The sequence below is a fragment of the Mycobacterium sp. E3298 genome, from assembly GCF_001666895.1.
GTDB lineage: Bacteria > Actinomycetota > Actinomycetes > Mycobacteriales > Mycobacteriaceae > Mycobacterium.
In genome coordinates this window covers 1-26,876 of sequence record NZ_LZJB01000534.1, presented here as the reverse complement: position 1 = coordinate 26,876, position 26,876 = coordinate 1, and the positions used below count along the sequence as shown (strand labels likewise).

Sequence of the window (26,876 nt, the reverse complement as noted above, 5' to 3'; positions counted from 1 at the left end):
AAGGGCCGATACTGGACTGGACATGGTCCAACAACTGGTCTTCACCGAACCCCGCCCCAGCAAGCCGCCGCGGCACCTGGCCGACCTCGACGCGGACGGGCGCGCCTCCGCCGTGGCCGAACTCGGACTGCCGGCGTTCCGCGCCAAGCAGCTCGCGCATCAGTACTACGGCCGCCTGATCGCCGACCCGCGCGAGATGACCGACCTGCCCGCGGCCGTGCGGAACCGGATCGCCGATGCGATGTTCCCGCACCTGCTCACCTCGGCCGCCGAGGTCACCTGCGATGCCGGGCAGACCCGAAAGACGTTGTGGCGCGGCACCGACGGGACCACGTTCGAGTCGGTGCTGATGCGCTACCCGCAGCGCAACACCGTGTGCATCTCCTCACAGGCCGGCTGCGGCATGGCCTGCCCGTTCTGCGCGACGGGGCAGGGGGGGCTGACCCGCAACCTGTCCACCGCGGAGATCCTGGAGCAGGTCCGCTCCGCCGCGGTGGCCCTGCGGGACGATTTCGGCGACCGGCTCTCCAACGTCGTGTTCATGGGCATGGGGGAGCCGCTGGCCAACTACGCGCGGGTGGTGGCCGCGGTGCGTCGCATCACCGAAGCGCCGCCGCACGGCTTCGGCATCTCGGCCCGCTCGGTCACGGTATCCACCGTCGGCCTGGCCCCGGCCATCCGCAAACTCGCCGACGAGCGGCTCGGGGTGACGCTGGCGCTGTCGTTGCACGCGCCCGACGACGAATTACGCGACACGCTGGTGCCGGTCAACAACCGGTGGAAGATAGCCGAGGCGCTCGACGCCGCCCGCTATTACGCCGACGTCACCGGCCGCCGGGTGTCGGTGGAGTATGCGCTGATCCGCGACGTCAACGACCAGCCGTGGCGCGCCGACCTGCTGGGCAAACGCCTGCATCGGGTGCTCGGCCCGCTGGTGCATGTGAACCTGATCCCACTCAACCCGACCCCCGGCAGCGAGTGGGACGCCAGCCCCAAGGCGGCGGAGCGGGAGTTCGTCCGCCGGGTCCGGGCGCACGGGGTGTCGTGCACGGTGCGGGACACCCGCGGCCGCGAGATCAGCGCCGCCTGCGGACAGCTGGCCGCCGAAGGCGGGTAGCTGGAGCGCGGGCGGTTTGGCCGGGGCCTGCGGACAGCTGGCCGCCGAAGGGTGAACCCGGGCGGCGCCCCGCACGTCTATCAGGCATAACACCAGCAAACGAGGTGATGCCATGATTGTTCGGTTCTTGACTCCGCTCAGGCTGTTGGCCGCGGCCCTTTTCGCCTCCGCTCTGATATTCGGACTCACCGACGCACCGCGCTCGGCGGCCGCCGACGACCGCCTGCAATTCACCGGGACGACCCTGAGCGGTGCGCCGTTCAACGGCGCCAGCCTGCAGGGCAAGCCCGCGGTGCTGTGGTTCTGGACGCCGTGGTGCCCGTTCTGCAACGCCGAGGCCCCGGGCGTGAGCCAGGTCGCGGCCGCCAACCCCGGCGTCACCTTCGTAGGCGTCGCGGCCCATTCGGACGTCGCGGCGATGCAGAACTTCGTCGCCAAGTACAACCTGAACTTCACCAACCTCAACGACACCGATGGCGCGATCTGGGCTCGCTACAACGTCCCTTGGCAGCCTGCCTACGTGTTCTACCGCGCGGACGGCAGCTCGACGTTCGTGAACAACCCGACTTCGGCGATGCCACAGCAGGAGTTGTCTGACCGGGTTGCCGCGCTGAGGTCCTGATGGATCAGGGTCTCGTCGGCCTGGCCTTCGCCGCCGGGCTGGTGGCGGCCCTGAACCCGTGTGGGTTTGCCATGCTGCCCGCGTACCTCCTGCTGGTGGTGCGGGGCCAGCGGAAGGGGTTGGCCGCGGCCGGACGGGCGCTGGCGGCCACCGCAGGCATGGCGCTCGGCTTCCTGACGGTGTTCGGCTCGTTCGGCGTGCTGACGGTGTCGGCCGCGAGCACCGTGCAGCGGTACGTGCCGTACGCCACGGTGATCGTCGGCGTGATTCTCGTAGCGCTTGGCGGTTGGCTGCTGTCCGGCCGGGGGCTGTCGGCGCTCACCCCGCGGCCGGTGGGCCCGCGGTGGGCGCCCACGGTTCGGCTCGGCTCCATGTACTCCTACGGCGTCAGCTACGCGATCGCCTCGCTCTCCTGCACCGTCGGACCGTTTCTGGCGGTCGCCGCGGCGGGCCTGCGGGGCGGATCGATCGTCACGGCCGTAGCGATCTACCTCGCCTACATCGGCGGCCTGACGCTGGTCGTCGGCGTCCTCGCGGTGGCCGCGGCCACCGCGAGCTCGGCGATGGTCGACCACCTGCGGCGCATCCTGCCGTTCGTCGACCGAATCAGCGGCGCGCTGCTGGTGCTGGTCGGTGTGTACGTCTGCTACTACGGCGCTTACGAGGTGCGCCTGTTGGGCGCCAACGCGAACCCGCGGGATGCGGTTATCACGGCCGCCGGGCGCGTTCAGGGGGCGTTGGCCGGCTGGGTGCATCAACACGGGGTTTGGCCGTGGGCGGTGGCCGCGCTCGCGCTGACGGCCCTCGTGGTCGGCGGCGCCCGGTATCGCCGGGCGAAACGTTAGGGCGGCGACTACCTGATCCAGCCGCGCCGGCGGCCCCACAGGTCGCGGACGAGGACGACGAGCACCAACGCGGCGAAGCCGATCAGGAACCAGTTCTCGACGTGGCCCACGTGGTTGCCGCGCAGCATCGCCAGCAGGAACCCGAAGATGACCAGGCCGGTGATGTGCCAGGTGCGGTGATTGATCCGGCTCCAGCCCCACGCCGCCGAAGGCACCTCAACGGTGTCGACGCCGGTGAACTGTTCCACCTCGGTACTGGCCACGGTGAGTCCCTTTCGTGATCGGCTGGTAGGGAGATTCTGGCACACCCGTCGCGGGACCGAGCAGGCACAATGAGTGGGTGACAATCGCGACGCCCGAGGGCCGCCTGCGCGTGCTGGTGCTGGGCAGCACCGGCTCGATCGGCACCCAGGCGCTGGAGGTGATGGCGGCCAATCCGGACCGCTTCGAGGTGGTCGGCCTGGCCGCGGGCGGCGCGAATCTGGACATTCTGCAGCGGCAGCGCGCCGAAACCGGCGTCACCAACGTCGCCGTCGCCGACGAACGCGCGGCGCAGATCGCCGACGTTCCCTACCGCGGCGCTGAGGCGGTGACCCGCCTGATCCAGGACACCGAGGCCGACGTCGTGCTCAACGCGCTGGTGGGCGCGCTGGGCCTGCGGCCGACGCTGGCGGCGCTGGAATCGGGCGCCCGGCTTGCGCTGGCCAACAAGGAATCCCTGGTGGCAGGTGGGCCGCTGGTCCTCGCGGCGGCGCGTCCGGGTCAGATCGTGCCCGTCGACTCCGAACACTCCGCGCTGGCGCAGTGCCTGCGCGGCGGCGCCCCCGAGGAGGTCGCGAAGCTGGTGCTGACGGCCTCCGGCGGGCCGTTCCGCGGCTGGACCGCCGCCCAGCTCGAGGGCGTCACCCCGGAACAGGCCGGAGCGCACCCGACGTGGTCGATGGGCCCGATGAACACCCTGAACTCGGCGTCGCTGGTCAACAAAGGCCTCGAACTCATCGAAACGCACCTGCTGTTCGGCATCGCCTACGACCGCATCGAGGTCGTCGTGCACCCCCAATCGATTGTTCATTCGATGGTCACCTTCGTGGACGGGTCGACCATCGCCCAGGCCAGCCCCCCGGACATGAAGCTGCCCATCTCGCTGGCCCTGGGCTGGCCGGCCCGGGTTCCGGGGGCGGCGGCCGCCTGCGACTTCCGCACCGCCTCTAGCTGGGAATTCGAGCCGTTGGACAGCGAAGTTTTCCCCGCCGTCGAGCTGGCCCGGTACGCCGGCCAGACGGGCGGCTGCATGACCGCCGTGTACAACGCGGCCAACGAGGAAGCCGCCGAGGCGTTCCTGCAAGGCCGCATCGGGTTCCCCGCCATCGTCAAAACCATCGCGGACGTGCTGCACGCCGCGGACCAATGGGCGGTTTCACCCGCTAACGTGGATGAGGTACTAGACGCGCAGCGCTGGGCGCGGGAGCGGGCGCAACGCGCCGTCGCACACGCACGGCCCACCGAGGCGTCCGTCAACGCCTCCGGAATGGTGTGAGAAAGGTCCTGCAGCGAAGATGATGTTCGTTATCGGCATTGTGCTGTTCGCCCTCGCCATCCTGATCTCGGTGGCCCTGCACGAGTGCGGCCACATGTGGGTCGCCCGCGCCACCGGCATGAAGGTGCGCCGCTATTTCGTCGGGTTCGGCCCCACGCTGTGGTCGACGCGGCGCGGCGAGACCGAGTACGGCCTCAAGGCCGTGCCGCTGGGCGGCTTCTGCGACATCGCCGGGATGACCTCGGTCGAGGAGCTGGCGCCCGACGAAACCGACCGCGCGATGTTCAAGCAGGACACGTGGAAGCGCGTCGCGGTGCTGTTCGCCGGGCCGGGCATGAACTTCGTCATCTGCCTGGTGCTGATCTACGGCATCGCCCTGATCTGGGGCTTGCCGAACCTACATCCGCCGACCAGGGCGGTCGTCGGCGAAACCGCTTGTGTCGCACCGGAAGTGGCCCCCGGCAAGATCGCGGACTGCACCGGCCCCGGTCCGGCCGCGCTGGCCGGGATCCGCGCGGGCGACGTCGTGGTCAAGGTCGGCGACACCCAAGTGTCGACCTTCGAGGACATGGCCGCCGCGATCCGCAAGATGCACGGCACCGTCCCGGTCGTCGTCGAGCGTGGCGGCAACACGATCACCACCTACGTCGACGTCACGCCCACCCAGCGCTTCTTGACGAACGGGCCCACCGGGCAGGGCGGTCAGGCGGCGCCGTCGACGGTCGGCGCCATCGGCGTCGCCGCCGTCAAGCTCGCACCCACGCACTACGGGGTGTTCTCCGCCGTGCCGGCGACGTTCGCGTTCACCTGGGACCTGACCGGCGAGGTGGGCAAGGCGCTCGTCACCATCCCCACCAAGGTGGGCGCCCTGGTGCACGCCATCGGCGGTGGACAGCGCGACCCGCAGACCCCGATGAGCGTGGTCGGCGCCAGCATCATCGGCGGCGACACCGTCGACCATGGGCTCTGGGTGGCGTTCTGGTTCTTCCTGGCCCAGCTGAACCTCATCCTGGGCGCAATCAACCTGGTGCCGCTGCTGCCGTTCGACGGCGGCCACATCGCCATCGCGACGTTCGAAAAGATCCGCAACCTCGTCCGATCGGCGCGCGGCATGGTCGCGGCCGCACCGGTGAACTACCTCAAGCTGATGCCCGCCACCTACGTGGTGCTGGTGTTCGTGGTCGGGTACATGTTGCTGACCGTGACCGCTGATCTGGTCAACCCGATCAGGCTCTTCCAGTAACGAGAGAAGGAAACAAGTGTCCGTTGGCCTGGGCATGCCGGACGCTCCGGCTCCCACGCTCGCCCCCCGCCGCAAGACGCGCCAACTCATGGTGCGCGATGTCGGCGTCGGCAGCGACCATCCGATTTCGGTGCAGTCCATGTGCACCACCAAGACCCACGACGTCAACACGACGCTGCAGCAGATCGCCGAGCTGACCGCCGCCGGCTGCGACATCGTGCGGGTGGCCTGCCCGCGTCAGGAGGACGCCGACGCGCTCGCCGAGATCGCGCGGCACAGCCAGATCCCGGTGATCGCCGACATCCACTTCCAGCCGAAGTACATCTTCGCCGCCATCGACGCCGGCTGCGCCGCGGTGCGGGTTAACCCCGGCAACATCAAGGAATTCGACGGCCGGGTCGGCGAGGTCGCCAAGGCGGCGGCCGCGGCCGGCATCCCGATCCGCATCGGCGTCAACGCCGGCTCGCTGGACAAGCGGTTCATGGAGAAGTACGGCAAGGCCACCCCCGAGGCGCTGGTCGAATCCGCGCTGTGGGAGGCCTCGCTGTTCGAGGAGCACGGCTTCGGTGACATCAAGATCAGCGTCAAGCACAACGACCCGGTCGTGATGGTCGCCGCCTACGAGCAGCTGGCCGCGCAGTGCGACTACCCGCTGCACCTGGGCGTGACCGAGGCCGGTCCGGCGTTCCAGGGCACCATCAAGTCCGCGGTCGCCTTCGGTGCGCTGCTGTCGCGGGGGATCGGCGACACCATTCGCGTGTCGCTCTCCGCGCCGCCGGTCGAAGAGGTCAAGGTCGGCATCCAGATCCTCGAGTCGCTGAACCTGCGGCCGCGCGGTCTGGAGATCGTGTCCTGCCCGTCCTGCGGGCGCGCCCAGGTCGACGTCTACACCCTGGCCAACGCGGTCACCGCCGGGCTGGACGGCCTCGACGTCCCGCTGCGGGTCGCCGTGATGGGCTGCGTGGTGAACGGCCCCGGCGAGGCGCGCGAGGCCGACCTGGGCGTCGCGTCGGGAAATGGCAAGGGACAGATCTTCGTTCGCGGCGAGGTGATCAAGACCGTGCCCGAAGCGCAGATCGTCGAGACGCTCATCGAGGAGGCCATGCGGCTGGCATCGGAGATGGGAACCGATCACGGTCCTGACACAACATCAAGCGGTTCGCCGATCGTGACCGTAAGCTGATGGGGTCCGATTTCCCGGTCCTTTAGTTCGCAGCACAGAGAGTTCGCCAGATGTCGGCTCCGCCCCTCTTCCGCCTTGTCGGCGAGCGACGGGTGTCGGTGGTGCGTGACGCCGCCGCCGTCTGGCGGGTGTTCGACGAGGATCCGGTCGGGTCGTGCATGGTCGCGGCCCGGGTGGCGGATCACGGCATCGACCCCAACTCCATCGGCGGGGAACTGTGGACCCTGCGCGGCGCGGACGAGTCGCTGTGCTTCGCCGGCGCCAACCTGATTCCGCTGCGGGGCACTCCGGCGGACATGGACGCCTTCGCCGACGAGGCGATGAGCGGAGCCCGCCGTTGTTCCTCCCTGGTCGGCCGGGCCGATCTGGTGATGCGGATGTGGGAACGGCTCGAGTCGGCGTGGGGCCCGGCCCGGGACGTGCGCGATCACCAGCCGTTGCTGGCGCTGTCCCGCCACCCCAACTGCGACATCGACACCGGGGTGCGGCAGGTCCGGCCGGACGAGCTGGACGCCTACCTGGTGGCCGCGGTGGACATGTTCATCGGCGAGGTGGGCGTCGACCCCCGCATCGGCGACGGCGGCCGGGGATACCGGCGCCGGGTGGCCAGCCTCATCGCGGCGGGCCGCGCGTGGGCCCGCTTCGAACAGGGCCAGGTCGTCTTCAAGGCCGAGGTGGGCTCGCAGTCGCCGGGCGTCGGGCAGATCCAGGGCGTATGGGTGCACCCCGAGTGGCGGGGCCTTGGCCTCGGCACCGCAGGGACCGCGACGGTGGCCGCGGTGATCGTCGGCAGCGGGCGCACCGCCAGCCTCTACGTCAACAGCTTCAACACGGTGGCTCGCGCCGCGTACGCCCGGGTCGGCTTCGCCGAGGTGGGCACCTTCGCGACGGTGCTGCTGGACTGACCCGCTTGCCGCCGAACGCCCGGGGTCCCGGGCGCTGGGCGGTCGCCGCGCGAGGGTGCGGCCAGCCGCACACCCGGCACCGAATTCGCGGCTCGCCGCGCACTCGGCGGAACGCCCGCGTTACATCACGGTCCGATCTCGGTGTGTCGACCCCGGTGCCGCAGCCGAGCTTCATAACATCTGTACCAATGGTCACAAAAACCCCACTGGTAATCGTGGCGGCCGGGTTGCTCCTCGCGGCCATCGCGACGTCCGGGTGCACCCCGCGACCCGACGGCCCCGGCCCGGCGGCCGAAAAGTTCTTCGCCGCCCTGGCGATCGGCGACACCGCCACGGCCGCCCAACTCAGCGACAACCCCAACGAGGCCCGCGAAGCGCTCAACGCCGCGTGGGCGGGGCTGCAGGCGAGCCACCTCGACACGCAGATCCTCAACGCCAAGTACGCCGAGGACACCGGCACGGTCGGCTACCGCTTCACCTGGCACCTGCCCAAGAACCGGACCTGGACCTATGACGGCCAGCTGAAGATGGCGCGCGACGAAGGCCGCTGGGAGGTCCGGTGGACCACCACCGGCCTGCACCCCAAACTTGGCGAGCACCAGACGTTCGCCTTGCGCGCCGACGCGCCGCGGCGCGCCTCGGTCAACGAGCTCGGCGGCACCGACGTGCTGGTGCCCGGCTACCTGTACCACTACACGCTGGACGCCACCCAGGCCGGATCCGGAGCCGCCCTGATCGGCACGGCGCACGCGATCGTGGACGTCCTGCGCCCGTTCAACGGCACGCTGGCCGACCCGCAGTTGCTCGCCGAGCAGGCCAGCTCGGCGACTCAGCCGGTGGACCTGGTGACGTTGCACCCCGACGACAACGACAAGGTCTTCCCGGCCATCGGCCGGCTGCCCGGCGTCGTCGTCACGCCTCAGCCCGAGATCCTGCCCACCGACCCGCATTTCGCCCCGGCGGTCATGGCCGAGGTGAAGAAGGCCGTGGTCGACCAGCTCGACGGCGAGGCGGGCTGGCGGGTGGTCAGCGTCAACCAGAACGGCGTCGAAGTCGAGGTGCTGCACGAGGTGGCGGGTTCGCCGGCGCCGTCGATCTCGATCACGCTGGACCGGGTGGTGCAGAACGCCGCGCAGCGCGCGGTGGACACCCGCGGCGGCAAGGCGATGATGGTCGTGATCAAGCCGTCGACCGGGGAGATCCTGGCGATCGCGCAGAACGGCGGGGCCGACGCCGACGGCCTGGTGGCCACCACCGGCCTGTTCCCGCCGGGTTCGACGTTCAAGATGGTCACCGCTGGCGCCGCCGTCGACCGCGACATGGCCACCCCCAACACCATGCTGGGCTGCCCGGGCCACCTCGACATCGGGCACCGCACCATCCCCAACTACGGCGGATTCGACCTCGGCGTGGTGCCGATGTCGCGGGCGTTCGCCAGTTCCTGCAACACCACCTTCGCCGAGCTCAGCAGCAAGATGCCGCCCCGGGGCCTGACGCAGGCGGCCAGCCGGTACGGCATCGGGCTGGACTATCAGGTGGACGGCATCACTACGGTGACCGGGTCGGTGCCCCCGACGGTCGACCTCGCCGAGCGCACCGAAGACGGTTTCGGCCAGGGCAAGGTGCTGGCCAGCCCGTTCGGCATGGCCCTCGTGGCGGCCACCGTCGCGGCAGGCAAGACGCCGACGCCGCAGCTCATCGCGGGCCGACCGACCGCGGTGCAGGGCGACACCACCCCGATCAGCCCGAAGATGGTGGACGCCCTGCGGCCGATGATGCGGCTGGTGGTGACCAATGGCACCGCGAAGGAGATCGCCGGCTGCGGGGCCGTCTACGGGAAGACCGGTGAGGCCGAATTCCCGGGCGGATCGCACTCCTGGTTCGCCGGGTACCGCGGCGACCTGGCGTTCGCGTCGCTGATCGTCGGGGGCGGCAGCTCGGAATACGCGGTCCGGATGACGAAGGTGATGTTCGAGTCGCTGCCGCCCGACTTCCTGGCCTAGCGCCCAGCCCGGTAGCCCCTGCTGGGCGAGGGTGCGCAGAATGCCGCCCGCAGCGGCGTGTCGTCGTACAAACACGCACGCTCGCGAGGGTCCCGGGAGCGGTAAATTGCGAACATGACGGATCCCGGCGGCGACATGGTGGCATTGCGGGTCTCCGACGCCGACCGCAACGGCACCATGCGGCGACTGCACAACGCCGTCGCGCTCGGGCTGATCGACATCGACGAGTTCGAGCAGCGCTCGTCCCAGGTGTCGTATGCCCGGACCCGGGGCGAGCTGGACGGGCTGGTTGGCGACCTGCCCGGGCCGGGCGCCATCGTCACCTCCGCGGCCGACCGGGTGGAGCTGCGCGGCTGGGCCGGCTCGCTGAAACGCCACGGCGAGTGGACGGTGCCCACCCGCCTGGCCCTCGTCCGCCGGCTGGGCTCGATCGAACTCGACCTCACCAAGGCGCGGTTCGCGGGCCCGGTGGTGGTGATCGAACTCGACATGAGGGGCGGCTCGGTGGACATCCGGCTGCCCGACGGGGCGAGCGCGTCGATCGACGACGTCCAGGTCTATGTGGGCAGCGCCCGCGACCGCCGCAGGGACGCCCCCGGCGAGGGAAGGCCGCATGTGATCCTGACCGGGCGGGTGGTGTGCGGCTCGGTGAACATCCGGGGACCGCGGCGTTCGCTGATCCGCGGCCGGCTGGACGGTTTGCGTCGCGCATGACTCGGCCCGGGAGGCTGGCGTGTCGCCGCCCTCGGTGCGCGCCTCGACGCCGAGGATGCGCACGCGACGCCGCCGACGCACCCGCACCGACGGCGCCGCGGAGTGAGCGTCGCTAAGCTGGCCCCATGCCTGCTCGCACCGCGCTTTCCCCGGGAGAGTTGTCCCCGACTCTGCCGGTGCCCGTCCGCATCCCGCGCCCGGAGTACGCCTGGAAATCCAGCGTGCGCGAGGGCAGCGAGCCGTGGGTGCAGACGCCGGAGGTGATCGAGAAGATGCGCGTCGCCGGCCGGATCGCGGCCGGCGCGCTGCAGGAGGCGGGCAAGGCCGTGGCGCCAGGGGTGACGACCGACGAACTGGACCGGATCGCCCACGAGTACATGATCGACCACGGCGCCTATCCATCGACCCTGGGCTACAAGGGCTTCCCGAAGTCGTGCTGCACGTCGCTCAACGAGGTCATCTGCCACGGCATCCCCGACTCGACCGTGATCGCCGACGGGGACATCGTCAACATCGACGTCACGGCCTACATCGACGGGGTGCACGGCGACACCAACGCGACGTTCCTCGCCGGCGACGTGTCCGAGGAGCACCGGCTGCTCGTGGAGCGCACCCGGGAGGCGACGATGCGCGCGATCAATGCCGTCAAGCCGGGACGGGCGCTCTCGGTCGTCGGCCGCGTCATCGAGGCCTACGCGAATCGGTTCGGCTACAACGTGGTTCGCGACTTCACCGGCCACGGCATCGGCACCACGTTTCACAACGGCCTGGTGGTGCTGCACTACGACCAGCCGTCGGTGGCGACGATCATGCAGCCTGGCATGACGTTCACCATCGAACCGATGATCAACCTCGGAAGCCTGGACTACGAGATCTGGGACGACGGCTGGACCGTGGTCACCAAGGACCGCAAGTGGACCGCGCAGTTCGAGCACACCCTCCTGGTGACCGACACCGGCGTCGAAATCCTCACCTCCGTTTGAGGAAGCCGTGAACCCTTGAGCGGGGCGCTGCTGGTCGCCGGCACCAGCTCCGACGCCGGGAAATCGGTGGTGGCGGCGGGTCTGTGCCGGTTGCTGGCACGCCGCGGCGTTCGGGTGGCGCCGTTCAAGGCGCAGAACATGTCCAACAACTCCGTGGTCACCGTCGAAGGTGGCGAGATCGGCCGGGCGCAGGCGCTGCAGGCGCGGGCGGCGGGGCTGGAGCCCAGCGTGCGGTTCAATCCCATCCTGCTCAAACCGGGCAGCGATCGGACGTCGCAGCTGGTGATCCGGGGCCAGGTCGCCGATTCGGTCACGGCGGCAAGCTATGTGAAGCATCGCGACCGCCTCGCCGGGATCGTCGCACACGAATTGTCCGCCCTGCGTGCCGAGTTCGACGCCGTCATCTGCGAAGGCGCCGGCTCACCGGCCGAAATCAATTTGCGCGCCACGGATCTGGCCAACATGGGCCTGGCCAGGGCGGCGGACCTGCCGGTGATTCTGGTCGGTGACATCGACCGCGGCGGGCTGCTGGCCCACCTGTTCGGGACGGTCGCCGTGCTCGATCCCGACGACCAGGCGCTGATCGCGGGCTTCGTGGTCAACAAGTTCCGCGGTGACCCCGCTCTGCTGGAACCCGGGCTGCGCCAGCTGCGGGCGATGACCGGGCGCCCGACCTACGGGGTGTTGCCGTACACCGACGAGCTCTGGCTGGACGCCGAGGACTCCTTATCGGTGGTCGCGCACCGCGTCGTCGGCAGCCCCGCGCCGCCGCGCGGGCGCGAGTGGCTGCGGGTGGCCGCGATCCGGCTGCCCCGGATCTCCAACTCCACCGACGTCGAGGCGCTGGCCTGCGAACCTGGCGTCATGGTGCGCTGGACTACCGACCCCGCCGACCTGGCCGACACCGACCTGATCGTGCTGCCCGGGAGCAAATCCACCGCCGCCGATTTGGCCTGGCTGCGCGAGCTCGGGCTGGCCGACGCGGTCACCGCGCACGCCGCGACCGGCAAGCCGGTGCTGGGCATCTGCGGGGGCTTCCAAATGCTGTGCCGGCGCATCGACGACACCGTGGAATCGGGGGCGGGCGAGGTCGCCGGTCTGGGCCTGTTGAACGCGGACATCGTCTTCGGCGAGGCCAAGGTTCTGCGTCGCTGGCCGCGGCCCCTCGCCGGCTACGAAATCCACCACGGCCGCGTCTCGCGTTGCGCCGAGGAGAGCTGGTTCGGCGCGGAGGGCGGGCGCGACTGCGAACCACACGGCCTCGCGCGGGGCGCGGTCTTCGGCACCCACTGGCACGGGCTGCTCGACAACGACGACTTCCGACGCGCGTGGCTTACCCGCGTGGCGGCCGCGGCGGGCCGTGGCGGGTTCGTCGTCGCCCACACCGACGTCTCCGCGCGACGCGACGCTCAGCTGGACACAATCGCCGATTTGCTGGCCGCCCATCTCGACGTCGACGCGGTTCTGGGCCTGCTCGACGGTGTGCCGCCACGACGACCGCATATCGCAACTCGGTTGCGGCCGTAGGGCATTCACGCGCATGTGCGCACACGGCAATCGAATTTACGGCGACGCAAAACCCGTTGGGCGCGCACGGAATTCGACAAATCCTCGCGCGCGCAGGCCGATCGGCTGTAGCGTGCGTGAATGCCCTCCATGATGACCACGCTCGACGGGTTCCCCGTCCCGGTAGCGGTGGCTGGTCCCGAGCAGGGCGTCGTGGTGGCCATCCTGGGGGACGAGGAACGAGTTCCCGCCGCGTATGACGCGGTCTGCGAGCGTCTGCACACGGCATCGCTTCGGACCGTCGTCATCGGCCTCGACCCGCGCCTGACCCCCAAATCGGTGATCGGCATCCTCGACGCGCTGGGAATCGGCTGGGCCGTCGTGGTTGGCGACCGCGCCGGCGGCGACCTGGCCTGGGAATTGGCGGCGACGAAGCTGGGCCGGTTCGTCGGACTGGTCGTTATCGACCGTGGGCACCCGCGGGCCGCCGACCGCGACGGCGTGGTTCGCGACGACCACTGCCCGCCGGTGGAGATCGGCACCACCGTGCTGGTCAGCTCCCCGGCGGCGCGCGCGGTGGCCCGCGCCAGCCAGCAGTACGTCTACGCGGAATACCGTGTGGTGCACCTGGGGCGGCGCACGGTGCAGGAGTCGACGGCACAGTTGGCCGCCGAGATCGTGTTGCGCACCAGTACCTGGTAGCCACCCCTTCACGCCGAAGATCCACTCGCACAAGCGCTTTGCCCGGTCCTCCGCGCGCGGGCGGCGCCGGTCGGTGCGGGGCGGTACCGTGTCGAACGGAGCCCGGAGCGCCCGCGCTGAGCGGTCGCTCGACATGAAATCGGGGAAAGGACGCTCGGTTGTGAACGCCCGTGGGCGCCCGGTGGTGGGCCTGACCTCATACCTGGAGCGGGTCCGGACCGGCATCTGGGAGATGCCCGCGGGCTACCTGCCGGCTGATTACTTCCAGGGCGTCGTCATGGCCGGCGGGGCCGCGGTGTTGCTGCCACCCCAACCGGCGGAACCGCAGACCGTCGGCTCGGTCTTGGACGGCCTGCACGCGCTCGTGATCACCGGGGGCTACGACTTGGACCCCGCCGGGTACGGCCAGCGCCCGCATCCGAGCACCGATCGGCCGCGCGTGGACCGCGACGCCTGGGAGTTCGCATTGCTGCGCGGCGCGCTGGACCGGGGTTTGCCGGTGCTGGGCATCTGTCGTGGCGCGCAGGTGCTCAACGTGGCGCTCGGCGGCACCCTGCATCAACACCTGCCCGACGTGCTCGGACACGACGGGCACCGGGCGGGCAACGGGGTGTTCACCAAATTGCCGGTGCGCACGGTCGCGGGCAGCCGGCTGGCCGCCCTGGTGGGGGAGTCCACCACCGCGCAGTGCTATCACCACCAGGCGATCGACCAAGTCGGTGAGGGTCTCGTGGTCAGCGCCTGGGACCCCGACGGTGTGGTCGAGGCGCTGGAGCTGCCCGGAGACAGCTTTGTCCTTGCGGTGCAATGGCATCCGGAACAGTCCCTGGACGACATGCGCCTCTTCGCCGCGATCGTGGACGCCGCGCGGTCGTATGCGACGCGCGCGAGCTGAGCGCGGCTACGCGACCGTTCCCCGGCAGACCGCCAGCGGCGCCGTGGCCGCCGCCCACGCCCGTGGTACCGACAACCCGCCGACCGGCGTCGCGCGGCCGACCGCCACGGTGATCGTCGCGTCGGCCGCCGCACGCCGATTGGGCAGCAGGCATTGCAGGGCCGCCGCCTTGTTGAGCGAATTCAGGTGGGCGATCGCGACCCCCGACGGCGCCGTCAGGGAGCTCAGTTTCGACAGGGGAGAGGTCACCGACGCGAGGGAGACGTCGAACGTGGCCAGCGGGGACGAGGACAGCGTCCGCAGCGCGCCGGGTGCGGCGGAGATCAGCTGCCGGCCCGTGGCGACGACCTCCGGCGCCGACTCCAGCGCCCACGTGCCTTGGGCCGGGCCGCCGGGCGGCAAGGTGAACGGGGTAATGGCCGCGGCATCGGCCGAGGCCTCGGCGTAGGCGTACATGGCCGCGGTGTCCTGGGCCCACATCCGTTCGTATTCGGCCTCGGTGTCGGCGATCGCGGGACCGGCCAGCCCCAGGGGGTTCGCCAGGATCAGCGACCTGCGCAGCACGCGGTTGGCGCCGATCGTCGGCGGCGGCACCGTCGCCGCCAGCGCCGTCTCGTGCGCGCTCGCGGCCGCGGCGGCCTGGGTGGCCGTCTGCTCGGCCCGTATCGCCGTGGCGTCGAGCCATTCGACGTAGGGGAACGCGCCTCCCGGCGCGGGTGCTGGCCCATCCCAGCCGGCCACCAGCTTCGCGGTCACCGCCCGGTAATCCGCGACCGCGGTGTGCAGCCGAACGGCCAGCCGGGCCCAGGCGCCCGCGGCTTCGGCCATCGGCCCTGAGCCGGGGCCGTCATGGAGTTGGCCGGAAACGATTTCCGGCGGAAGCGTGGTGAAGTTCATTGCTATCTCTGCCTAACGACGGCGCTCTAAGCCCGGAAATTGGACTCTTCTGTTGGGACGTAGGCACGGGGGTTACAGGCCTACTTGCAACGGCGGCAGTGCAACGACGGCGGCTGCCGCGGCTTGTCGAGCGCTCAGCAACGAGCGACGCAGAGCTGCGTCAACAGATCCCGGTGAAGTGGTGGTGCCGCGGGAGCACGCGACGGCGGGCGCGGTAGCCGAAACACCGCGGCCGCGAACGAGGCCGGTAACGGCGACCCCACCGACGGTGGTGACGAGCGGGCCCACGTCGGCGGCCGATCCCGCGTCATCCATGCGTTCTTGGTGGTGCTGTGATGCATCGGGGCTGAGCCGGTTGAAAAGCGTTGTGCCGCAGGGCTCATGTCGCCCGCACGCCCGAGTGCCTGGCCGACCCCGGGGCGCGCGGCTTCGTGGGACACACCCGGGTGCGGCGACCCGACGCCGGCGACCGCGGTCCCGCGCGATGCCCAGCCCGAGGTCACGGCGCAGAACACGCAAAGCGCCGCAACGATGGCGATGGCTGACCGCCATCGCCGGTCTCTAGGTGCGCCTCCGACTGCCACAGTGGCCCGAATTTACAACACGAGGCTTGGCGGCCAAGGCGTGCGAGCTGTGAAAACGATCAAAGTCCGGTGTGGGTTTCACGATCGCCCGACCTTTGCGGCGCCGGGGTGATATTGGCCACTGGCCCATCGGGCAATCGCGGTGCCGCGCTCGGCGGGCGGCTGACGGTGGCAGCGACTAGCGGTCGGCGGCAGGGGATTTGAAGGCGATGAGCGGGATGGCTATCTCGGCGGGTGTCGCCGCGCCGTGAAATCCTATGAGGCGGGCCGATTCCGGCGGCTCGTGGCCCGTTGCCAGCACGGCGGCATCGCCGGTGCAGACGGCGACGACATCGCCGATTCGTGCTAGGTGGGCCGGGTTGACCGGACCGAACATCCCGGCGGCCACGGCCTGCTCGCGGCTGTAGATGTCCGCCCTGCCGTCGAGTACTGCGCTCCAGGCCGCCTGCACGTCCGCCGCCGCCCCGGGCTCGGTGTGCAGGTAACGCACCCGCGGCTCGCCGGCGACCACGCGGATCCCCGCGCCCAGCCGTGGGTCGGTGTCGAGGTCGACCCGGGCGCCGGGTGGAACGTTGAATCCGCCGTGGTCGGCGGTCACCAGTAGCGCCGCGGTCGGGGGGAGCGCGTCGACCAGCCGGGTCAGCAGCGTGTCGACCTGGACGGCCGCGTCGTGCCATTGGGACGATCCGACGCCGAAGGCATGCGCGGCGGTGTCCAGGGCGGCGGTGTAGCCGTAGACCAGGCCGGGTCCCGCACACAGCTCGTCGACGACCCGCTGCGCGTTGTCGTCGCCCGGCTGGATGGGGCGGAATTCGGCGCCCCGGTACGCCGCGTCGGTCAGCCCGCTACCCATGAACGCGGCCGGCAACACAGCCCGCGCGCTGATGCCGGCCCGGTTGAGCCGCCCGAACCAGGTCGGTAACGGCTGCCACTCGGTGTGCGGTGGGTCGTCGCGCCACAGGATGTGGTTGATCACGCGATCCGAGCCGGGGACGTTGAGCGTGAAGCCCAGGATCCCATGCTCGCCCGGTTGCGCCCCGGTGCCCATCGACACCAGGCTGGTCGGGGTGGTCGACGGAAAGGTGCAGGTCAGCTCCGTGAGGCGGCCCAGCTGGCCCGCCGCCACGGCGGCGAGTAGCGGCGCGCTACCGGCCAGCTCGCCGAGCAGGTGCCAGCCCAGGCCGTCGACCAGCACGACCGCGACGCGATCGATCTGTTCGGAGCCGGCCCAATCGGACAGGCCCAGCTTGTCGACGGCGCCCGGCGCGCCGAGCAGCGCGGCGGCGGCGGGCAGCACGTCGCAGAGGGAACCGGGCACCGGGCCAGTCTGGCACGAAATTAGACGTGCGCCAGTCGCCGGCTTGTCACGCGCAGCTGCCGATCGGTCGCCTCGGCGAGGGAACGGGCCTGCCGCGGGGAGAGCCGGCCGCACAGCCGCCCCCAGTGCAACGCGACCTCGTCACCGGGGGCCACGTCGGGCACGGCGCTGTAGCCGTCCGTCCAGACGTCGAAGGGCCGGGGCGACGGTTCGGACAGCGCGAGCGCCTCACCGTCGAGCACCAGTTGCCGGCACCGCACCTGGATCCGGTCGTGGTCGCGGCTGAGCACGGTCCCCCAGGTGATGCGGCAGTTGTCGAGCACGTTGAGCGGATGCTCGTCCATGCCCCGGCCCAGAAACCGCGTCCACGGGTACACGCCGAACACGTGAAAGCTGTGATTGGCGGCGGCCTCGCCCGCGAGGCCCCGTGTCAGGTGTGACCAGTAGCGGCCCGCCTGCGGGCCGATGATCGCGAGCAACGCGTTAAAGAAGCCCTGCGGGTCCAGGTCGGCCCCGACGCCGCCGCCCAGCCAGTACGACTCGACGAGCCGGTGGTCCAGCGGGTCGGCGATCCCGGTCAGCGCCGACAGCACCCGCAGGTACGGCCATGCCCCGGAGAACCTGGCCGCCGCCCGGCGCACCTCGTCCTCGGAACCGTCGCGCAGGGTGGCGCCCAGCGGGGGGCCGCAATAGCCCAGCGCGTTGGGCGCGTGGGCGTAGCGGGCGAACATCTCCACGCCGCTTTGCGAACCGCCGGCGTCCCGGGTCAAGCGCGCCCCACCAGCTTGACGGCGTCACGGTGCATCCGGCCGAAGTTGTAGTAGGCCGCGCAGGCCCCCTCGGGGGACACCATGCACGTGCCGATCGGGGTCTCCGGGGTGCACGCGGTCCCGAACACCTTGCATTCCCACGGCTTCAGCACGCCCTTGAGCACCTCGCCGCACTGGCATGCCTTGGGGTCGGCGACCCGCACGCCCGGCATCGAGAATCGCAACTCGGCGTCGAATTCCGCGAAGTCGTCGTGCAGCCGCAGCGCGCTCTGGGAGATGAAGCCCAGCCCGCGCCATTCGAAGTGGGGACGGAGCGCAAAAACCTTGCCCATCAACGCCAAAGCGGCCGGGTTGCCGCGTTCGGGCACCACGCGTGTGTACTGGTTCTCCACCTCGCAGCGGCCCTCGCGGATCTGGGTCAGCAGCATCGCGACCGCGGCCAGGATGTCCAGTGGCTCAAAACCGGCCACTACCAAGGGCTTTCGGTACACCTCGGGAACGAATCGGTAGGGCCGGTTGCCCACCACCGTCGACACGTGCCCGGGGCCGATGAACCCCGACAGTCGCAGGTCCGGCGATTCCAGGATGGCCTTGATCGGCGGGACGATCATCACGTGGTTGCAGAACACGCTGAAATTGGTCAGCCCCTGTTCGCGCGCCCGTACCAGGGTCACGGCCGTCGACGGCGCGGTCGTCTCGAAACCGATGGCGAAGAACACCACATGCTTGTCCGGGTTGTCGAGCGCGATCTTCAGCGCGTCCAGCGGCGAGTAGACGAACCGCACGTCGGCCCCGCGCGCCTTGGCGTCCAGCAGGCTGCCGTTGGAGCCGGGGACGCGCATCATGTCGCCGAAGCAGGTGAATATCACGTCGGGCTGGCCGGCCAGCCACATCGCGTCGTCGATGCGGCCCATCGGGATCACGCAGACCGGACACCCGGGGCCGTGCACGAGTTCGACGTTCTCGGGCAGCAGGTGCTCGATGCCATGCCGGTAGATGGTGTGCGTGTGACCGCCGCACACCTCCATGAACTTGAACTGCGCACCGTCGGTGCCGGCAAGTCGCCCGATGGCGCCCAGCAGCTTTCGCGCCGCGGCCGGGTCGCGGAACTCGTCAACGAATTTCATGACGGTCCTTCCTTCTCAGACGATCGACGACGAGTCGAAGGCTTGAATCTCGGTGTCGTAGGCGTCGCCGAGTTTCTGGACGGCCGCCAGGGTGAGCAATGCCTCGGTCTCGTCGATTTTGGCCATCGCGAACCCGACGTGGACCAGTACCCAGTCGTCGGGCTCGGGCATGTCGTCCTCCAGCAGCCGCACGCTGATGGTGCGCTGCACCCCGCTCACGTCCACCTTGGCCAAATAGTTTGCGGGATCGGTGATCTCGACGATCCGACCCGGAATGCCCAGGCACATTTTTTGACTCCTCTCTGGTGGCGACCCGCTGCGCCCGGCTCCGCCGCGCTTGCGATCGCCACGCTCTCAACAGATCCGCGGCAGGGGATCTCCGACGAGCATGTCGACGATCCGCGTGCCGCCGAATCCGGTTCGCAGCACCACGCTTTCGGCTGGTTCGGCGACGATTTCGCCGACCTCGGCCGCGCCGGTGCCCAGCGGGTGCGACCGCAGCGCGGCCAGCCCGGCGTCCGCCTCCTGCGGCGCCACGACGGCGATGAACTTGCCCTCGTTGGCGACGTACAGCGGGTCGATACCGAGCAGCTCGCAGGCGCCGTTCACCATGGGCGCCACCGGAAGCCGCTCCTCTTCGAGCAGCACGCCGAGGCCGCAGGCCTGGGCCAGTTCGTTGCACACGGTGCCCACCCCGCCCCGCGTCGCGTCGCGCATCCACCGGGTGGACGGCGCGGCCGCCATCAGCAGCTCCACCAGGGGGCTGACCGACGCGGTGTCGGAGGCGATGTCGGCCTCGATGGCCAGGTCGCCGCGCGCGAGCATGACCGCCATGCCGTGGTCGCCCATCGACCCCGACAGCAGCAGCTTGTCACCGGGCCGCACCGCCGCCGCAGACAGCGCGCGCCCCGCGGGAATGACACCGGCCCCGGCGGTGGTGACGAACACCCCGTCGGCGGCGCCCTTCGGCACCACCTTGGTGTCGCCGGTGACGATTCGCACGCCCGCCGTGGCGGCCGCCGCCGCCATGTCGGCGACGATCTCCTTCAACTCGGCGATGGGAAAACCCTCTTCGAGCACGAACGCCGCCGAGATCCACGACGGCACGGCGCCGGCCATCGCGAGGTCGTTGCAGGTGCCGTGCACGGCGAGCGCGCCGATGGAGCCGCCGGGAAAGCGCCTGGGCTGCACCACGAACGAGTCCGTGGACATCGCCACGCGCTCGCCGCCGGGCAGGGTCAGGACCGCGCTGTCACCGAGTGACTCCAGCAGCGGGTTGCGAAACGCCTCCATGAACACGGCGTCCACCAGCGCCGCGGAGGCCTTGCCGCCCGCGCCGTGCGCGAGCGTCACGTGGTCGTCGAGGAGGCGGGGGCGGCGCCTGCGGAACGATTCGATCCGCTCGATCACCTCGCCTTCGGCGAAGCGTGGCCCCGACGAAAGGTATTCACCCGCCGACTTGTTCATGCCGCCCCCAGACCGTGCTCGCCGCGGAGATGTTGATGCACGCTGCGCCACAGCTGGTAGCCCAGCAGCGCCTGCGATTCCTGGATCCGGTGCACGCTTTGCGAACGGACGATGAAGCAGGCGTCCACATCCGGGTTGTTCGCGAAGGCGCCGCCGTCGTAGCCGGCGAATCCGATGGTGTACAGGCCGCGCTGACGCGCTTCGGCCAGCGCGGCGAGCAGGTTGGGCGAGCCGCCGCTGGTCGACATGGCGATCGCGATGTCGCCGGCGGTCGCGCGGGCGATCAACTGCCGGGCGAACACCAACTCGAATCCGACGTCATTGCCCAGCGCGGTCAGGATGGCCTGGTCGGTGGTCAGCGGCCACGCGGGTAACGGCTTGCCGACCGGGGGCCGGGCGAACAGCCTTGCCAGCGTGGTGGAATCGGTGCAGCTGCCGCCGTTGCCGAAGGTGAACATCCGCCCGCCCGCGGTGAAACGGCGCGCCAGCTCGGCGGCCGCCTGACCGAGCAGTGCGGCGTTGGCCTCCAGCGTCGATCGCCGCAGTGCCAGGCTCTCGGCGGCCTTGGCCTGCGCCGACGCGGCCAAGTCGGCCAGCAGGGAGGCGGGATCGTCTTCCTGGGCGTCGATGAACGGGTACAGGAAGTTGGTGGGTTCGTCCGCGGGACTCATCGGCCCTCCTCGTCTTCCAGTCTGCCGATCGCCATGCCCGCGTGCACGAGGATCAGCTCGCCGGCTTCGACCGGCTCGATCAGCGTGGTCACCACGGTCTCCACGCCCCGCGCGGTGCGCACGACGGCGTGCCCGTCGGCCGACGCGGTCACCGCCTCGCCGGGGCGTCCCTCGTCGCTGCACGTGACGCAAACCGACTCGGAGTGTTCGGGTTTGAGCAGGCCGGGGTGTTCGAAACACACGTGGGTCAGCTCCCACAGCAGGTGGTAGAACAGCACGAAGCCACCGGTCGCGGGCACGCGCGGGTCGGGGTCGTCGAGCCACAGCACGTGGTCGGCCATCCCCGCAGGGGGCCGTTCGCCGCTGCCGATCCAGATCGTCGTGGCCCCCCACGCGGGTGCGCGCCGCATCACGGAGCGGACCTGCGCCTCGTCGGCGCCGGCAACCGCGACCACGATGTCGCCGGGGCGCACCGAGACCCGCACCAGGTCCACGAGGTCGGGCCCGGTCAACGCCACCGCGGGCAGCGCTCTTTTGCCCATGATGACCGGGTGGACGAATTCGACCGCGATGTGCAGCGCGTGCGGTTCCCACGACGGCGCGATGGACCACATGGTGGCGCCGGCGGCGAAGCGCCTGGCCAGCGTGAAGGCGGTGGCAGCGAGGTCTTCGGCCAACTCGGCGCCCAGCCCGCGATCGATGGCCGTGGTGGTCATGGGTCAGCCCTCCTCCTGCGCGGTCAGCATGGCGATCGCGGCCTGGCCCAGGGCGAGTCCGCCGTCGTTCGGCGGCACGGCGTGGTGGGTCAGCACCTCGAACCCGGCCAGCCGCAACCGTTCTCGACATGCTCTCAGCAACAACACGTTCTGGAACACTCCGCCGGTAAGCCCCACCAGCCGGGTGGTGCCGGCCACCTGGGCGACCGCCTCGGCGACGGCGACCGCGACGGCCCGGTGAAACGCCGCGGCCAGCGGCGCGGGTCGCGCGCCGGCGCCGAGCGCGGACACCAACGCCCGCACCAGGGGGGCGGGGTCGATCACCCCGTCGGCGCGCACGGTGAGCGGCAGCGGCGGCCCGTCCTGCGCGTCCGCCGATTCCGCCAGTGCCTCCAGCTCGATGGCGGCCTGGCCTTCGTAGTCGATGCGATGCCGCACCCCGAGCAGCGAGGCGACCGCGTCGAAGAGGCGGCCCATGCTCGAACAGGGCACGCATCCGGTTCCCGTCTCCAATTGTGAACGGGTGACGCGTAATTCGTCTCGATTCGCGGCGGCGACGGGCGCCAGGTCGGGGGTCCAGCCGATGCCGGCGGACCACAATTGGGACAGCGCCATCCGCCATGGGTTGCGCACCGCGGCGTCACCGCCGGGCAGCGGGACCGGCAGCAGGTGGGCCGCCCGGACGAATCGGTGGCTGTCGGCGCCGAGCCGCAGAATTTCGCCGCCCCAGATGGTCTCGTCGCATCCGTAGCCGGTGCCGTCGAAGGAGACGCCGATGACGGGTTCGCCGAGGCGTCGGTGCTCGGCCAGCAGCGACACGACGTGCGCGTGGTGGTGCTGAACGAGGTCCAGCGGTCGGGCGTCCGCGCGACGCTCAGCCCAGCTTCGGGTGTGGTACCCGGGATGCAGATCGGCGGCCAACCGCGCCGGCTCGCCGCGTATTTCGCTGAGCTGGGTCACCGCCCGCTCGAACGCGCGCAGCGTCTCCCAGGTGCCCATGTCGCCGATGTGCCCGGACAGGTACGCTCGCGGGCCGTCGGTGAGGCAGAACGTGTTCTTCAATTCCCCGCCGACGGCCAGCACGGGCGGGCCGGGGATATTCAGGTCGACCGGCAGCGGCGCGTAGCCACGGGAGCGGCGGATCGGCAGTTCGCGACCGTCGACCACACGGACCACCGAGTCGTCGCACGGGACATGGATCGGGCGGTCGTGGTCCAGGGTCGCATCGCAGAGCGCCGGAAGGCGCTGTGCCGCATCGTCGTCGGTGAAGCAGATGGGTTCGTCGGAGCGGTTGGCGCTGGTGAGCACGAGTGCGTCGGGCACCGGCGCGGGGGCGCCCGGGACGGGTGCGAGGAGCAGGTGATGCAGGGGGGAGTACGGCAGCATCAGGCCGAGCAATGGGCTACCGGGGGCGACCCCGTCGGCGACCGGGGCGTCCGGCCGGCGCTTGAGCAACACGATCGGGCGGGCGGGGCCGAGCAGCACCGCCGCCTCGGTGTCATCGACGTGGGCGTAGCGGCGCGCGACGTCAAGGTCGCGAACCATCACGGCAAAAGGCTTGGCGCCGCGAGCTTTTCGTATGCGCAGCGCGGCGACCGCCGTGTCGTCGGCGGCGGCGCAGGCCAGGTGGTAGCCGCCGATGCCCTTGATGGCGACCACGGCGCCCGAGGCCAGCGCGCGTTGGCCGGCCGCCAGCGCGGCGTCCGCCCCTTCGACGGGCCCCGCCGCCGACCGGAACCGCAGGGACGGCCCGCAATCGGGGCAGGCGATGGGCTGCGCGTGGAACCGGCGATCCGCCGGGTCGTGGTATTCGGCGGCGCAGCGTTCACACATGGCGAACCCCGCCATGGTGGTGGCCGGCCGGTCGTAGGGCAACTCGCGGATGATGGTGAATCGCGGTCCGCAGTTGGTGCAGGTGACGAACGGGTGGCGGTAGCGCCGGTCGCGCGGGTCGAACAACTCGGCTACGCAGTCCTCACACACCGCGACGTCGGGCGGAATCGGAGTCGTTCCACCGGGGGCGGCCCGGCTGGCCACGATCCGGAACCCCCGCCCGCAGCCGGCATCGGCGGCAACCTCGCGGACCGTAACGTCGCTGATTCGGGCCAGCGGCGGCGCCTCTGCGCGCAGGCGCCGGCCGAATTCGGCCAGGCGTGCCCGCTCGCCCTGCACCTCGACGAAGACGGCGCCGGAATCGTTCCCGACGAAACCGGACAAGCCGAGCTCGGTCGCGATGCGGTGGACGAAAGGCCGGAAGCCAACCCCCTGCACGACACCGGTCACGGTGAAGCGCTGCCGAATGTCGTCGTGCCGCAGCAGCAGGGGGGACGCGGTCATTTCAGCCGTCCTCCGGAAGGTCGAACGGATCGGTGCGGCCCCTGCCCATCAGCTCGAGGCCGGCCATCGCCTGCTCGGCGCCCTCGCGGTCCGTCTTCTCGACGGCGAAGCCCATGTGGATGATTATCCAGTCGCCGGGCGCGAACGTCTCTTCCGGCAGCATGCCGACGTTGACCTTGCGCTGTTCGCCGGTGACGTCGACCAGCGCGAGCTGGCCCTCGTAGCCGTCCAGCATCCGGATAACTTGGCCGGGGATCCCCAAACACATGGCTCAGCGGTCCTCTCGGCCGGCGGCAACCGGGTGTGACTGCAGCGCCGCGACGATCTCCTCGACGGCGCGCGCGGCGCGGGGAACCGCCCTGGCCACCGGTTCGGTGAGGCCGATGCCTTCCTCGACGCTGCCCGCCTCGCACCCGACGACGACCGTGTACGGGGGACTGCCGCCGAGCGCCCGCAGGCTGGCGAACACCGCGGCCGGATCCATGCTGTGACCGTCGAAACCGGTTGTGGCCGAATCCGATTCATGGTCGGCCTGGAAGACGTGCAACGTGCCCGGGTTGCCGCGGCTGGGCACGGCGTCGACGAGGACGAGCGTGTCCCAGTCCTCGAGCAGGTCGTAGGCCAGGTGCATGCCACTGATGCCGTAGTCGGTGACGCGGACACTCGGATCGTCCCGGGAGATCTCGGCGGTGCGGATCACTTCGGACCCGAAGCCGTCGTCGCCCAGGAAGATGTTGCCGATGCCGGCTACCAGGATGCGCGCTGTCATTCCCCGGGCCGGTTACATCCGCCTGAGCTTGAGGTACCGGCGAGCATCGGGCAGGGATACCACCCCAAGCACCAATCCGGCCGCGAGCACCAAAGCGATGATCGCGACGAATATCCAACCGAGGATCTCCATCTGAAAACTCCTTTCACGAGTTTGCCGGGCTGCGTTGACCTTCCACAGGCTCGATTTCGTCGGGGGAGAAGTACAGGTATCGGCCGTACCAGTCGTGCAGGTCGGCGGCCGGGTCGTCCTCGACGACGACGCCGACGTGCTTGTTGCCCTCGACGTCGGAGTGCACGGAGGTGACGCGGGCCGTCTTGCCGGCGACGAAGATGTCCTGCGCGTCGGCGTTTCGCCTCGGCCGCAACCGAACCTGGCTACCGCGCGCCACCCGGATCCCGTTCACCAACACCGCGTCGATTTCGGGACGAACCGCGTTGTCGGCCAGTGGGTCCCACCAATCGACCCCCTCGGGAACCTCCGGGACGAGACCCGGGACCGGGTCGCGCAACACACCGTGCAGGCGAGCCATCGCCTCGGGAGACATGGCCTCGCACTGATCGATGATCCGCGCCGCCCGCGGATCGGTGGCCCGGGCCTGGGCCTTCTCCTCGTCCGTCATCGTCATCACGCGCAGGGTGAGGATCTCGTCGATCTCCGTGCAGTCATACAGCGCGGTATCGCTCTGTTCGGCGACCTCCGGGTGGTCGTAGAGGATGATCGGCGAGATCAGCAGCGAGTCGTGTGCGCCGGGCGGGCCGGACAGCACCGGGAAGCAGCGATGCTGAACGCACCGGGACACCGCGTCGACCGCCGCCGGTGGTGGCTCGAGTAGCGAAACGAACTGCCCGCGCCCGAGTTCGGCGATGAGGTGCGTGCCGATCATGGACCGCGCGATCGCGTCGTTCTTGTCCACAGCGGCGGCGCCGACGTTGCGGACCCGCACGGATACCCGGCACAGGCCGCCGTCCGCCTCGCTGGCGACCGTCAACACGCCACGCACCTCCCGTCGTTGGCGCACCAGGCGCCCGCCATCAAGCGTCTCGACGTCCGTGCCCGCGTCCGCCGTCACCGACAGTGTCCAGGTTTGCCCGTCCAAGGCGACAGGGCCGAAGGACCTTTCGCACTCGACCGCCTCGTCCCAGGTGAGCCACGCACCACCCGGGGTCGTCAGCTCGTCGACGGGTTGGTATTCGCCGTGGGCGACTTCCCGCTCGGCCCGGCGGTGTTGGAGCTGCAGGAATCGCACCACCAGGTTCAGCTCCCCGGCCCCGTCGACCAGGAACTGCGCGGCCAGGCTGTCGTCCTCGCCCAGGCCCGCGTCCGCCGCCCCGGGCGGTCCCAGGACGCCGAATTGCCAGCGAGATTGGTTCTTGGTCGACGTCCCGCGGTAGGGATAGAGCAGGTAGCCCTCGTAGAGGACCGCGTCGGCGACGGCGCGGGCCCGGTCCCGATCCTCGGTCACCGCGCCGTCTCCCGGTCCGCGTCCAACAGTGAGGTGACCGCGTGGTCGAGGTCGAGCAGCCCGCGTGCGGACTTGTAGGCGGCCAGCGCGCTGATTGTTTCGTGACTCAGCCGCAGCCAGCCGGCGTTCGGATAGTGCTGGGCCATCAGCTGCCGCCAGACCGTGACCGGCATGTCGTAGCGGTATTCGCAGTCCCACGGGACCTGCTGGACCGAGAAGCCGCGTTCGGACTTAACGAAAACCGTTCCGCTGAAGAGGAATTGGAGCGGCAGCGCACCGTCGCGCAGCGCGTGCAGGTATTTGGCGGCGGCGACCTCGAAGTCGTAGGTGCAATCCAGGGGAAGCGCCGCCGTCGTGGTGCCGGTGAACCCGGGCACCATCGCGGTGCAGTGCTGCCAGAGGAAGGTGCGCTGGGTGCACGCCCAGCGTTCGCGCGGACCGAACAGGTCGGTCAGCCCCGCGGCCTCGTCGTCGGAGTAGGACCGCCGCAACGGCTCGAT

The 26,876-nt window shown here is 70.4% G+C and carries 27 protein-coding genes; 13 read left to right on the top strand and 14 right to left on the bottom strand.

Annotated elements, in window-relative coordinates; genetic code table 11:
• Positions 1 to 22 precede the first annotated feature (22 nt).
• The 3 genes from rlmN to A9X05_RS24635 all read left to right on the top strand — a co-directional run bounded on the left by rlmN (position 23) and on the right by A9X05_RS24635 (position 2,584).
• Positions 23 to 1,117: a 23S rRNA (adenine(2503)-C(2))-methyltransferase RlmN gene (gene rlmN / locus A9X05_RS24645; protein ID WP_067748729.1), complete on the top strand. Its 1,095-nt coding sequence runs from the start codon at positions 23 to 25 to the stop codon at positions 1,115 to 1,117.
• 112 nt (positions 1,118 to 1,229) lie between these two features.
• Entirely contained in the window at positions 1,230 to 1,739 is a 510-nt protein-coding gene (locus A9X05_RS24640; protein ID WP_067784612.1) for a protein disulfide oxidoreductase, read from the top strand.
• The gene (locus tag A9X05_RS24635; RefSeq protein WP_067784609.1) at positions 1,739 to 2,584 is read left to right on the top strand and encodes a cytochrome c biogenesis CcdA family protein; all 846 of its coding nucleotides are present in this window, start codon (positions 1,739 to 1,741) and stop codon (positions 2,582 to 2,584) included. Before A9X05_RS24640 ends, A9X05_RS24635 begins: the two co-directional genes overlap by 1 nt.
• An 8-nt stretch (positions 2,585 to 2,592) precedes the next feature.
• Here the strand turns inward: A9X05_RS24635 and A9X05_RS24630 are convergent, their stop codons facing one another.
• Positions 2,593 to 2,847 (bottom strand): DUF2631 domain-containing protein, encoded by a 255-nt coding sequence (locus A9X05_RS24630; protein ID WP_067748720.1) that lies wholly within the window; start codon positions 2,845 to 2,847, stop codon positions 2,593 to 2,595.
• A gap of 77 nt (positions 2,848 to 2,924) precedes the next feature.
• Here A9X05_RS24630 and dxr point away from each other — a divergent pair, with 77 nt between their 5' ends.
• The 10 genes from dxr (at position 2,925) to A9X05_RS24580 (ending at position 14,255) form a co-directional block, all read left to right on the top strand.
• Positions 2,925 to 4,121: a 1-deoxy-D-xylulose-5-phosphate reductoisomerase gene (gene dxr / locus A9X05_RS24625; RefSeq protein ID WP_067784606.1), complete on the top strand. Its 1,197-nt coding sequence runs from the start codon at positions 2,925 to 2,927 to the stop codon at positions 4,119 to 4,121.
• Positions 4,122 to 4,140: 19 nt separating this feature from the next.
• On the top strand, positions 4,141 to 5,364 hold the full coding sequence (locus tag A9X05_RS24620; RefSeq protein ID WP_067748714.1) for an RIP metalloprotease: 1,224 nt from the start codon (positions 4,141 to 4,143) through the stop codon (positions 5,362 to 5,364).
• Positions 5,365 to 5,380: 16 nt separating this feature from the next.
• On the top strand, positions 5,381 to 6,547 hold the full coding sequence (ispG, locus tag A9X05_RS24615) for a flavodoxin-dependent (E)-4-hydroxy-3-methylbut-2-enyl-diphosphate synthase (RefSeq protein WP_067748711.1): 1,167 nt from the start codon (positions 5,381 to 5,383) through the stop codon (positions 6,545 to 6,547).
• Between the two features lie 50 nt (positions 6,548 to 6,597).
• Positions 6,598 to 7,452 carry a GNAT family N-acetyltransferase gene (locus tag A9X05_RS24610; protein ID WP_067784603.1) on the top strand — a complete coding sequence of 285 codons (855 nt, stop codon included), beginning with the start codon at positions 6,598 to 6,600 and terminating at the stop codon, positions 7,450 to 7,452.
• 188 nt (positions 7,453 to 7,640) lie between these two features.
• The gene (locus A9X05_RS24605; protein ID WP_067784599.1) at positions 7,641 to 9,455 is read left to right on the top strand and encodes a penicillin-binding transpeptidase domain-containing protein; all 1,815 of its coding nucleotides are present in this window, start codon (positions 7,641 to 7,643) and stop codon (positions 9,453 to 9,455) included.
• 114 nt (positions 9,456 to 9,569) lie between these two features.
• A complete protein-coding gene (locus A9X05_RS24600; protein WP_067784596.1) occupies positions 9,570 to 10,169 on the top strand; it encodes a DUF1707 domain-containing protein in 600 nt (199 codons plus the stop codon).
• A 125-nt stretch (positions 10,170 to 10,294) separates the two neighbouring features.
• The gene (gene map / locus A9X05_RS24595) at positions 10,295 to 11,152 is read left to right on the top strand and encodes a type I methionyl aminopeptidase (protein ID WP_067748696.1); all 858 of its coding nucleotides are present in this window, start codon (positions 10,295 to 10,297) and stop codon (positions 11,150 to 11,152) included.
• A 15-nt stretch (positions 11,153 to 11,167) separates the two neighbouring features.
• Complete coding sequence (locus A9X05_RS24590) at positions 11,168 to 12,679, top strand: cobyric acid synthase (protein ID WP_067784594.1); 1,512 nt, start codon at positions 11,168 to 11,170, stop codon at positions 12,677 to 12,679.
• 120 nt (positions 12,680 to 12,799) lie between these two features.
• Positions 12,800 to 13,360, top strand: a complete 561-nt coding sequence (locus tag A9X05_RS24585) for an alpha/beta hydrolase (protein WP_197499190.1) — start codon at positions 12,800 to 12,802, stop codon at positions 13,358 to 13,360.
• 133 nt (positions 13,361 to 13,493) lie between these two features.
• Positions 13,494 to 14,255, top strand: coding sequence for a gamma-glutamyl-gamma-aminobutyrate hydrolase family protein (locus A9X05_RS24580; RefSeq protein ID WP_067784591.1), 762 nt, complete (start codon positions 13,494 to 13,496; stop codon positions 14,253 to 14,255).
• Between the two features lie 6 nt (positions 14,256 to 14,261).
• Here A9X05_RS24580 and A9X05_RS24575 read toward each other — a convergent pair whose 3' ends face one another.
• From A9X05_RS24575 to A9X05_RS24515, 13 genes are all read right to left on the bottom strand, one after another.
• Positions 14,262 to 15,152 (bottom strand): PPE family protein, encoded by an 891-nt coding sequence (locus A9X05_RS24575; protein ID WP_067784587.1) that lies wholly within the window; start codon positions 15,150 to 15,152, stop codon positions 14,262 to 14,264.
• 762 nt (positions 15,153 to 15,914) lie between these two features.
• Positions 15,915 to 17,054 carry an alkaline phosphatase family protein gene (locus A9X05_RS24570; RefSeq protein WP_067784584.1) on the bottom strand — a complete coding sequence of 380 codons (1,140 nt, stop codon included), beginning with the start codon at positions 17,052 to 17,054 and terminating at the stop codon, positions 15,915 to 15,917.
• A 20-nt stretch (positions 17,055 to 17,074) separates the two neighbouring features.
• Complete coding sequence (locus A9X05_RS24565; protein ID WP_255369289.1) at positions 17,075 to 17,824, bottom strand: DUF6390 family protein; 750 nt, start codon at positions 17,822 to 17,824, stop codon at positions 17,075 to 17,077.
• Entirely contained in the window at positions 17,821 to 18,951 is a 1,131-nt protein-coding gene (gene hypD / locus A9X05_RS24560; protein ID WP_067748675.1) for a hydrogenase formation protein HypD, read from the bottom strand. Before hypD ends, A9X05_RS24565 begins: the two co-directional genes overlap by 4 nt.
• 15 nt (positions 18,952 to 18,966) lie before the next feature.
• A complete protein-coding gene (locus A9X05_RS24555) occupies positions 18,967 to 19,239 on the bottom strand; it encodes a HypC/HybG/HupF family hydrogenase formation chaperone (protein WP_067748673.1) in 273 nt (90 codons plus the stop codon).
• A 66-nt stretch (positions 19,240 to 19,305) separates the two neighbouring features.
• Positions 19,306 to 20,418, bottom strand: a complete 1,113-nt coding sequence (gene hypE / locus A9X05_RS24550) for a hydrogenase expression/formation protein HypE (RefSeq protein WP_067748671.1) — start codon at positions 20,416 to 20,418, stop codon at positions 19,306 to 19,308.
• Positions 20,415 to 21,089: an SIS domain-containing protein gene (locus tag A9X05_RS24545; protein ID WP_067784581.1), complete on the bottom strand. Its 675-nt coding sequence runs from the start codon at positions 21,087 to 21,089 to the stop codon at positions 20,415 to 20,417. The genes hypE and A9X05_RS24545 overlap by 4 nt, the downstream gene beginning before the upstream one ends.
• Positions 21,086 to 21,805 (bottom strand): HypC/HybG/HupF family hydrogenase formation chaperone, encoded by a 720-nt coding sequence (locus A9X05_RS24540; protein WP_067748665.1) that lies wholly within the window; start codon positions 21,803 to 21,805, stop codon positions 21,086 to 21,088. The genes A9X05_RS24545 and A9X05_RS24540 overlap by 4 nt, the downstream gene beginning before the upstream one ends.
• A gap of 3 nt (positions 21,806 to 21,808) precedes the next feature.
• Positions 21,809 to 24,142, bottom strand: coding sequence for a carbamoyltransferase HypF (gene hypF / locus A9X05_RS24535; protein ID WP_067784578.1), 2,334 nt, complete (start codon positions 24,140 to 24,142; stop codon positions 21,809 to 21,811).
• A gap of 1 nt (position 24,143) precedes the next feature.
• Positions 24,144 to 24,410, bottom strand: coding sequence for a HypC/HybG/HupF family hydrogenase formation chaperone (locus A9X05_RS24530; protein WP_067748661.1), 267 nt, complete (start codon positions 24,408 to 24,410; stop codon positions 24,144 to 24,146).
• 3 nt (positions 24,411 to 24,413) lie between these two features.
• Positions 24,414 to 24,911, bottom strand: a complete 498-nt coding sequence (locus tag A9X05_RS24525) for a hydrogenase maturation protease (RefSeq protein ID WP_067748658.1) — start codon at positions 24,909 to 24,911, stop codon at positions 24,414 to 24,416.
• 145 nt (positions 24,912 to 25,056) lie between these two features.
• Complete coding sequence (locus tag A9X05_RS24520) at positions 25,057 to 26,376, bottom strand: hypothetical protein (RefSeq protein WP_067748655.1); 1,320 nt, start codon at positions 26,374 to 26,376, stop codon at positions 25,057 to 25,059.
• Positions 26,373 to 26,876: DUF6084 family protein (locus tag A9X05_RS24515; protein WP_067748651.1), on the bottom strand; the 504-nt coding region annotated here is incomplete at its 5' end. The genes A9X05_RS24515 and A9X05_RS24520, both read right to left, overlap by 4 nt.

Coding starts and splice junctions, on each gene's coding strand:
- A9X05_RS24530 (WP_067748661.1), bottom strand. CDS start 24,410: ATGTGTTTGGGGATCCCCGGCCAAGTTATCCGGATGCTGGACGGCTAC.
- A9X05_RS24540 (WP_067748665.1), bottom strand. CDS start 21,805: ATGACCACCACGGCCATCGATCGCGGGCTGGGCGCCGAGTTGGCCGAA.
- A9X05_RS24620 (WP_067748714.1), top strand. CDS start 4,141: ATGATGTTCGTTATCGGCATTGTGCTGTTCGCCCTCGCCATCCTGATC.
- A9X05_RS24580 (WP_067784591.1), top strand. CDS start 13,494: ATGAAATCGGGGAAAGGACGCTCGGTTGTGAACGCCCGTGGGCGCCCG.
- A9X05_RS24640 (WP_067784612.1), top strand. CDS start 1,230: ATGATTGTTCGGTTCTTGACTCCGCTCAGGCTGTTGGCCGCGGCCCTT.
- A9X05_RS24605 (WP_067784599.1), top strand. CDS start 7,641: ATGGTCACAAAAACCCCACTGGTAATCGTGGCGGCCGGGTTGCTCCTC.
- A9X05_RS24600 (WP_067784596.1), top strand. CDS start 9,570: ATGACGGATCCCGGCGGCGACATGGTGGCATTGCGGGTCTCCGACGCC.
- hypE (WP_067748671.1), bottom strand. CDS start 20,418: ATGAACAAGTCGGCGGGTGAATACCTTTCGTCGGGGCCACGCTTCGCC.
- hypF (WP_067784578.1), bottom strand. CDS start 24,142: ATGACCGCGTCCCCCCTGCTGCTGCGGCACGACGACATTCGGCAGCGC.
- A9X05_RS24575 (WP_067784587.1), bottom strand. CDS start 15,152: ATGAACTTCACCACGCTTCCGCCGGAAATCGTTTCCGGCCAACTCCAT.
- A9X05_RS24635 (WP_067784609.1), top strand. CDS start 1,739: ATGGATCAGGGTCTCGTCGGCCTGGCCTTCGCCGCCGGGCTGGTGGCG.
- A9X05_RS24555 (WP_067748673.1), bottom strand. CDS start 19,239: ATGTGCCTGGGCATTCCGGGTCGGATCGTCGAGATCACCGATCCCGCA.
- hypD (WP_067748675.1), bottom strand. CDS start 18,951: ATGAAATTCGTTGACGAGTTCCGCGACCCGGCCGCGGCGCGAAAGCTG.
- A9X05_RS24525 (WP_067748658.1), bottom strand. CDS start 24,911: ATGACAGCGCGCATCCTGGTAGCCGGCATCGGCAACATCTTCCTGGGC.
- A9X05_RS24585 (WP_197499190.1), top strand. CDS start 12,800: ATGCCCTCCATGATGACCACGCTCGACGGGTTCCCCGTCCCGGTAGCG.
- rlmN (WP_067748729.1), top strand. CDS start 23: ATGGTCCAACAACTGGTCTTCACCGAACCCCGCCCCAGCAAGCCGCCG.
- A9X05_RS24545 (WP_067784581.1), bottom strand. CDS start 21,089: ATGAGTCCCGCGGACGAACCCACCAACTTCCTGTACCCGTTCATCGAC.
- map (WP_067748696.1), top strand. CDS start 10,295: ATGCCTGCTCGCACCGCGCTTTCCCCGGGAGAGTTGTCCCCGACTCTG.
- A9X05_RS24610 (WP_067784603.1), top strand. CDS start 6,598: ATGTCGGCTCCGCCCCTCTTCCGCCTTGTCGGCGAGCGACGGGTGTCG.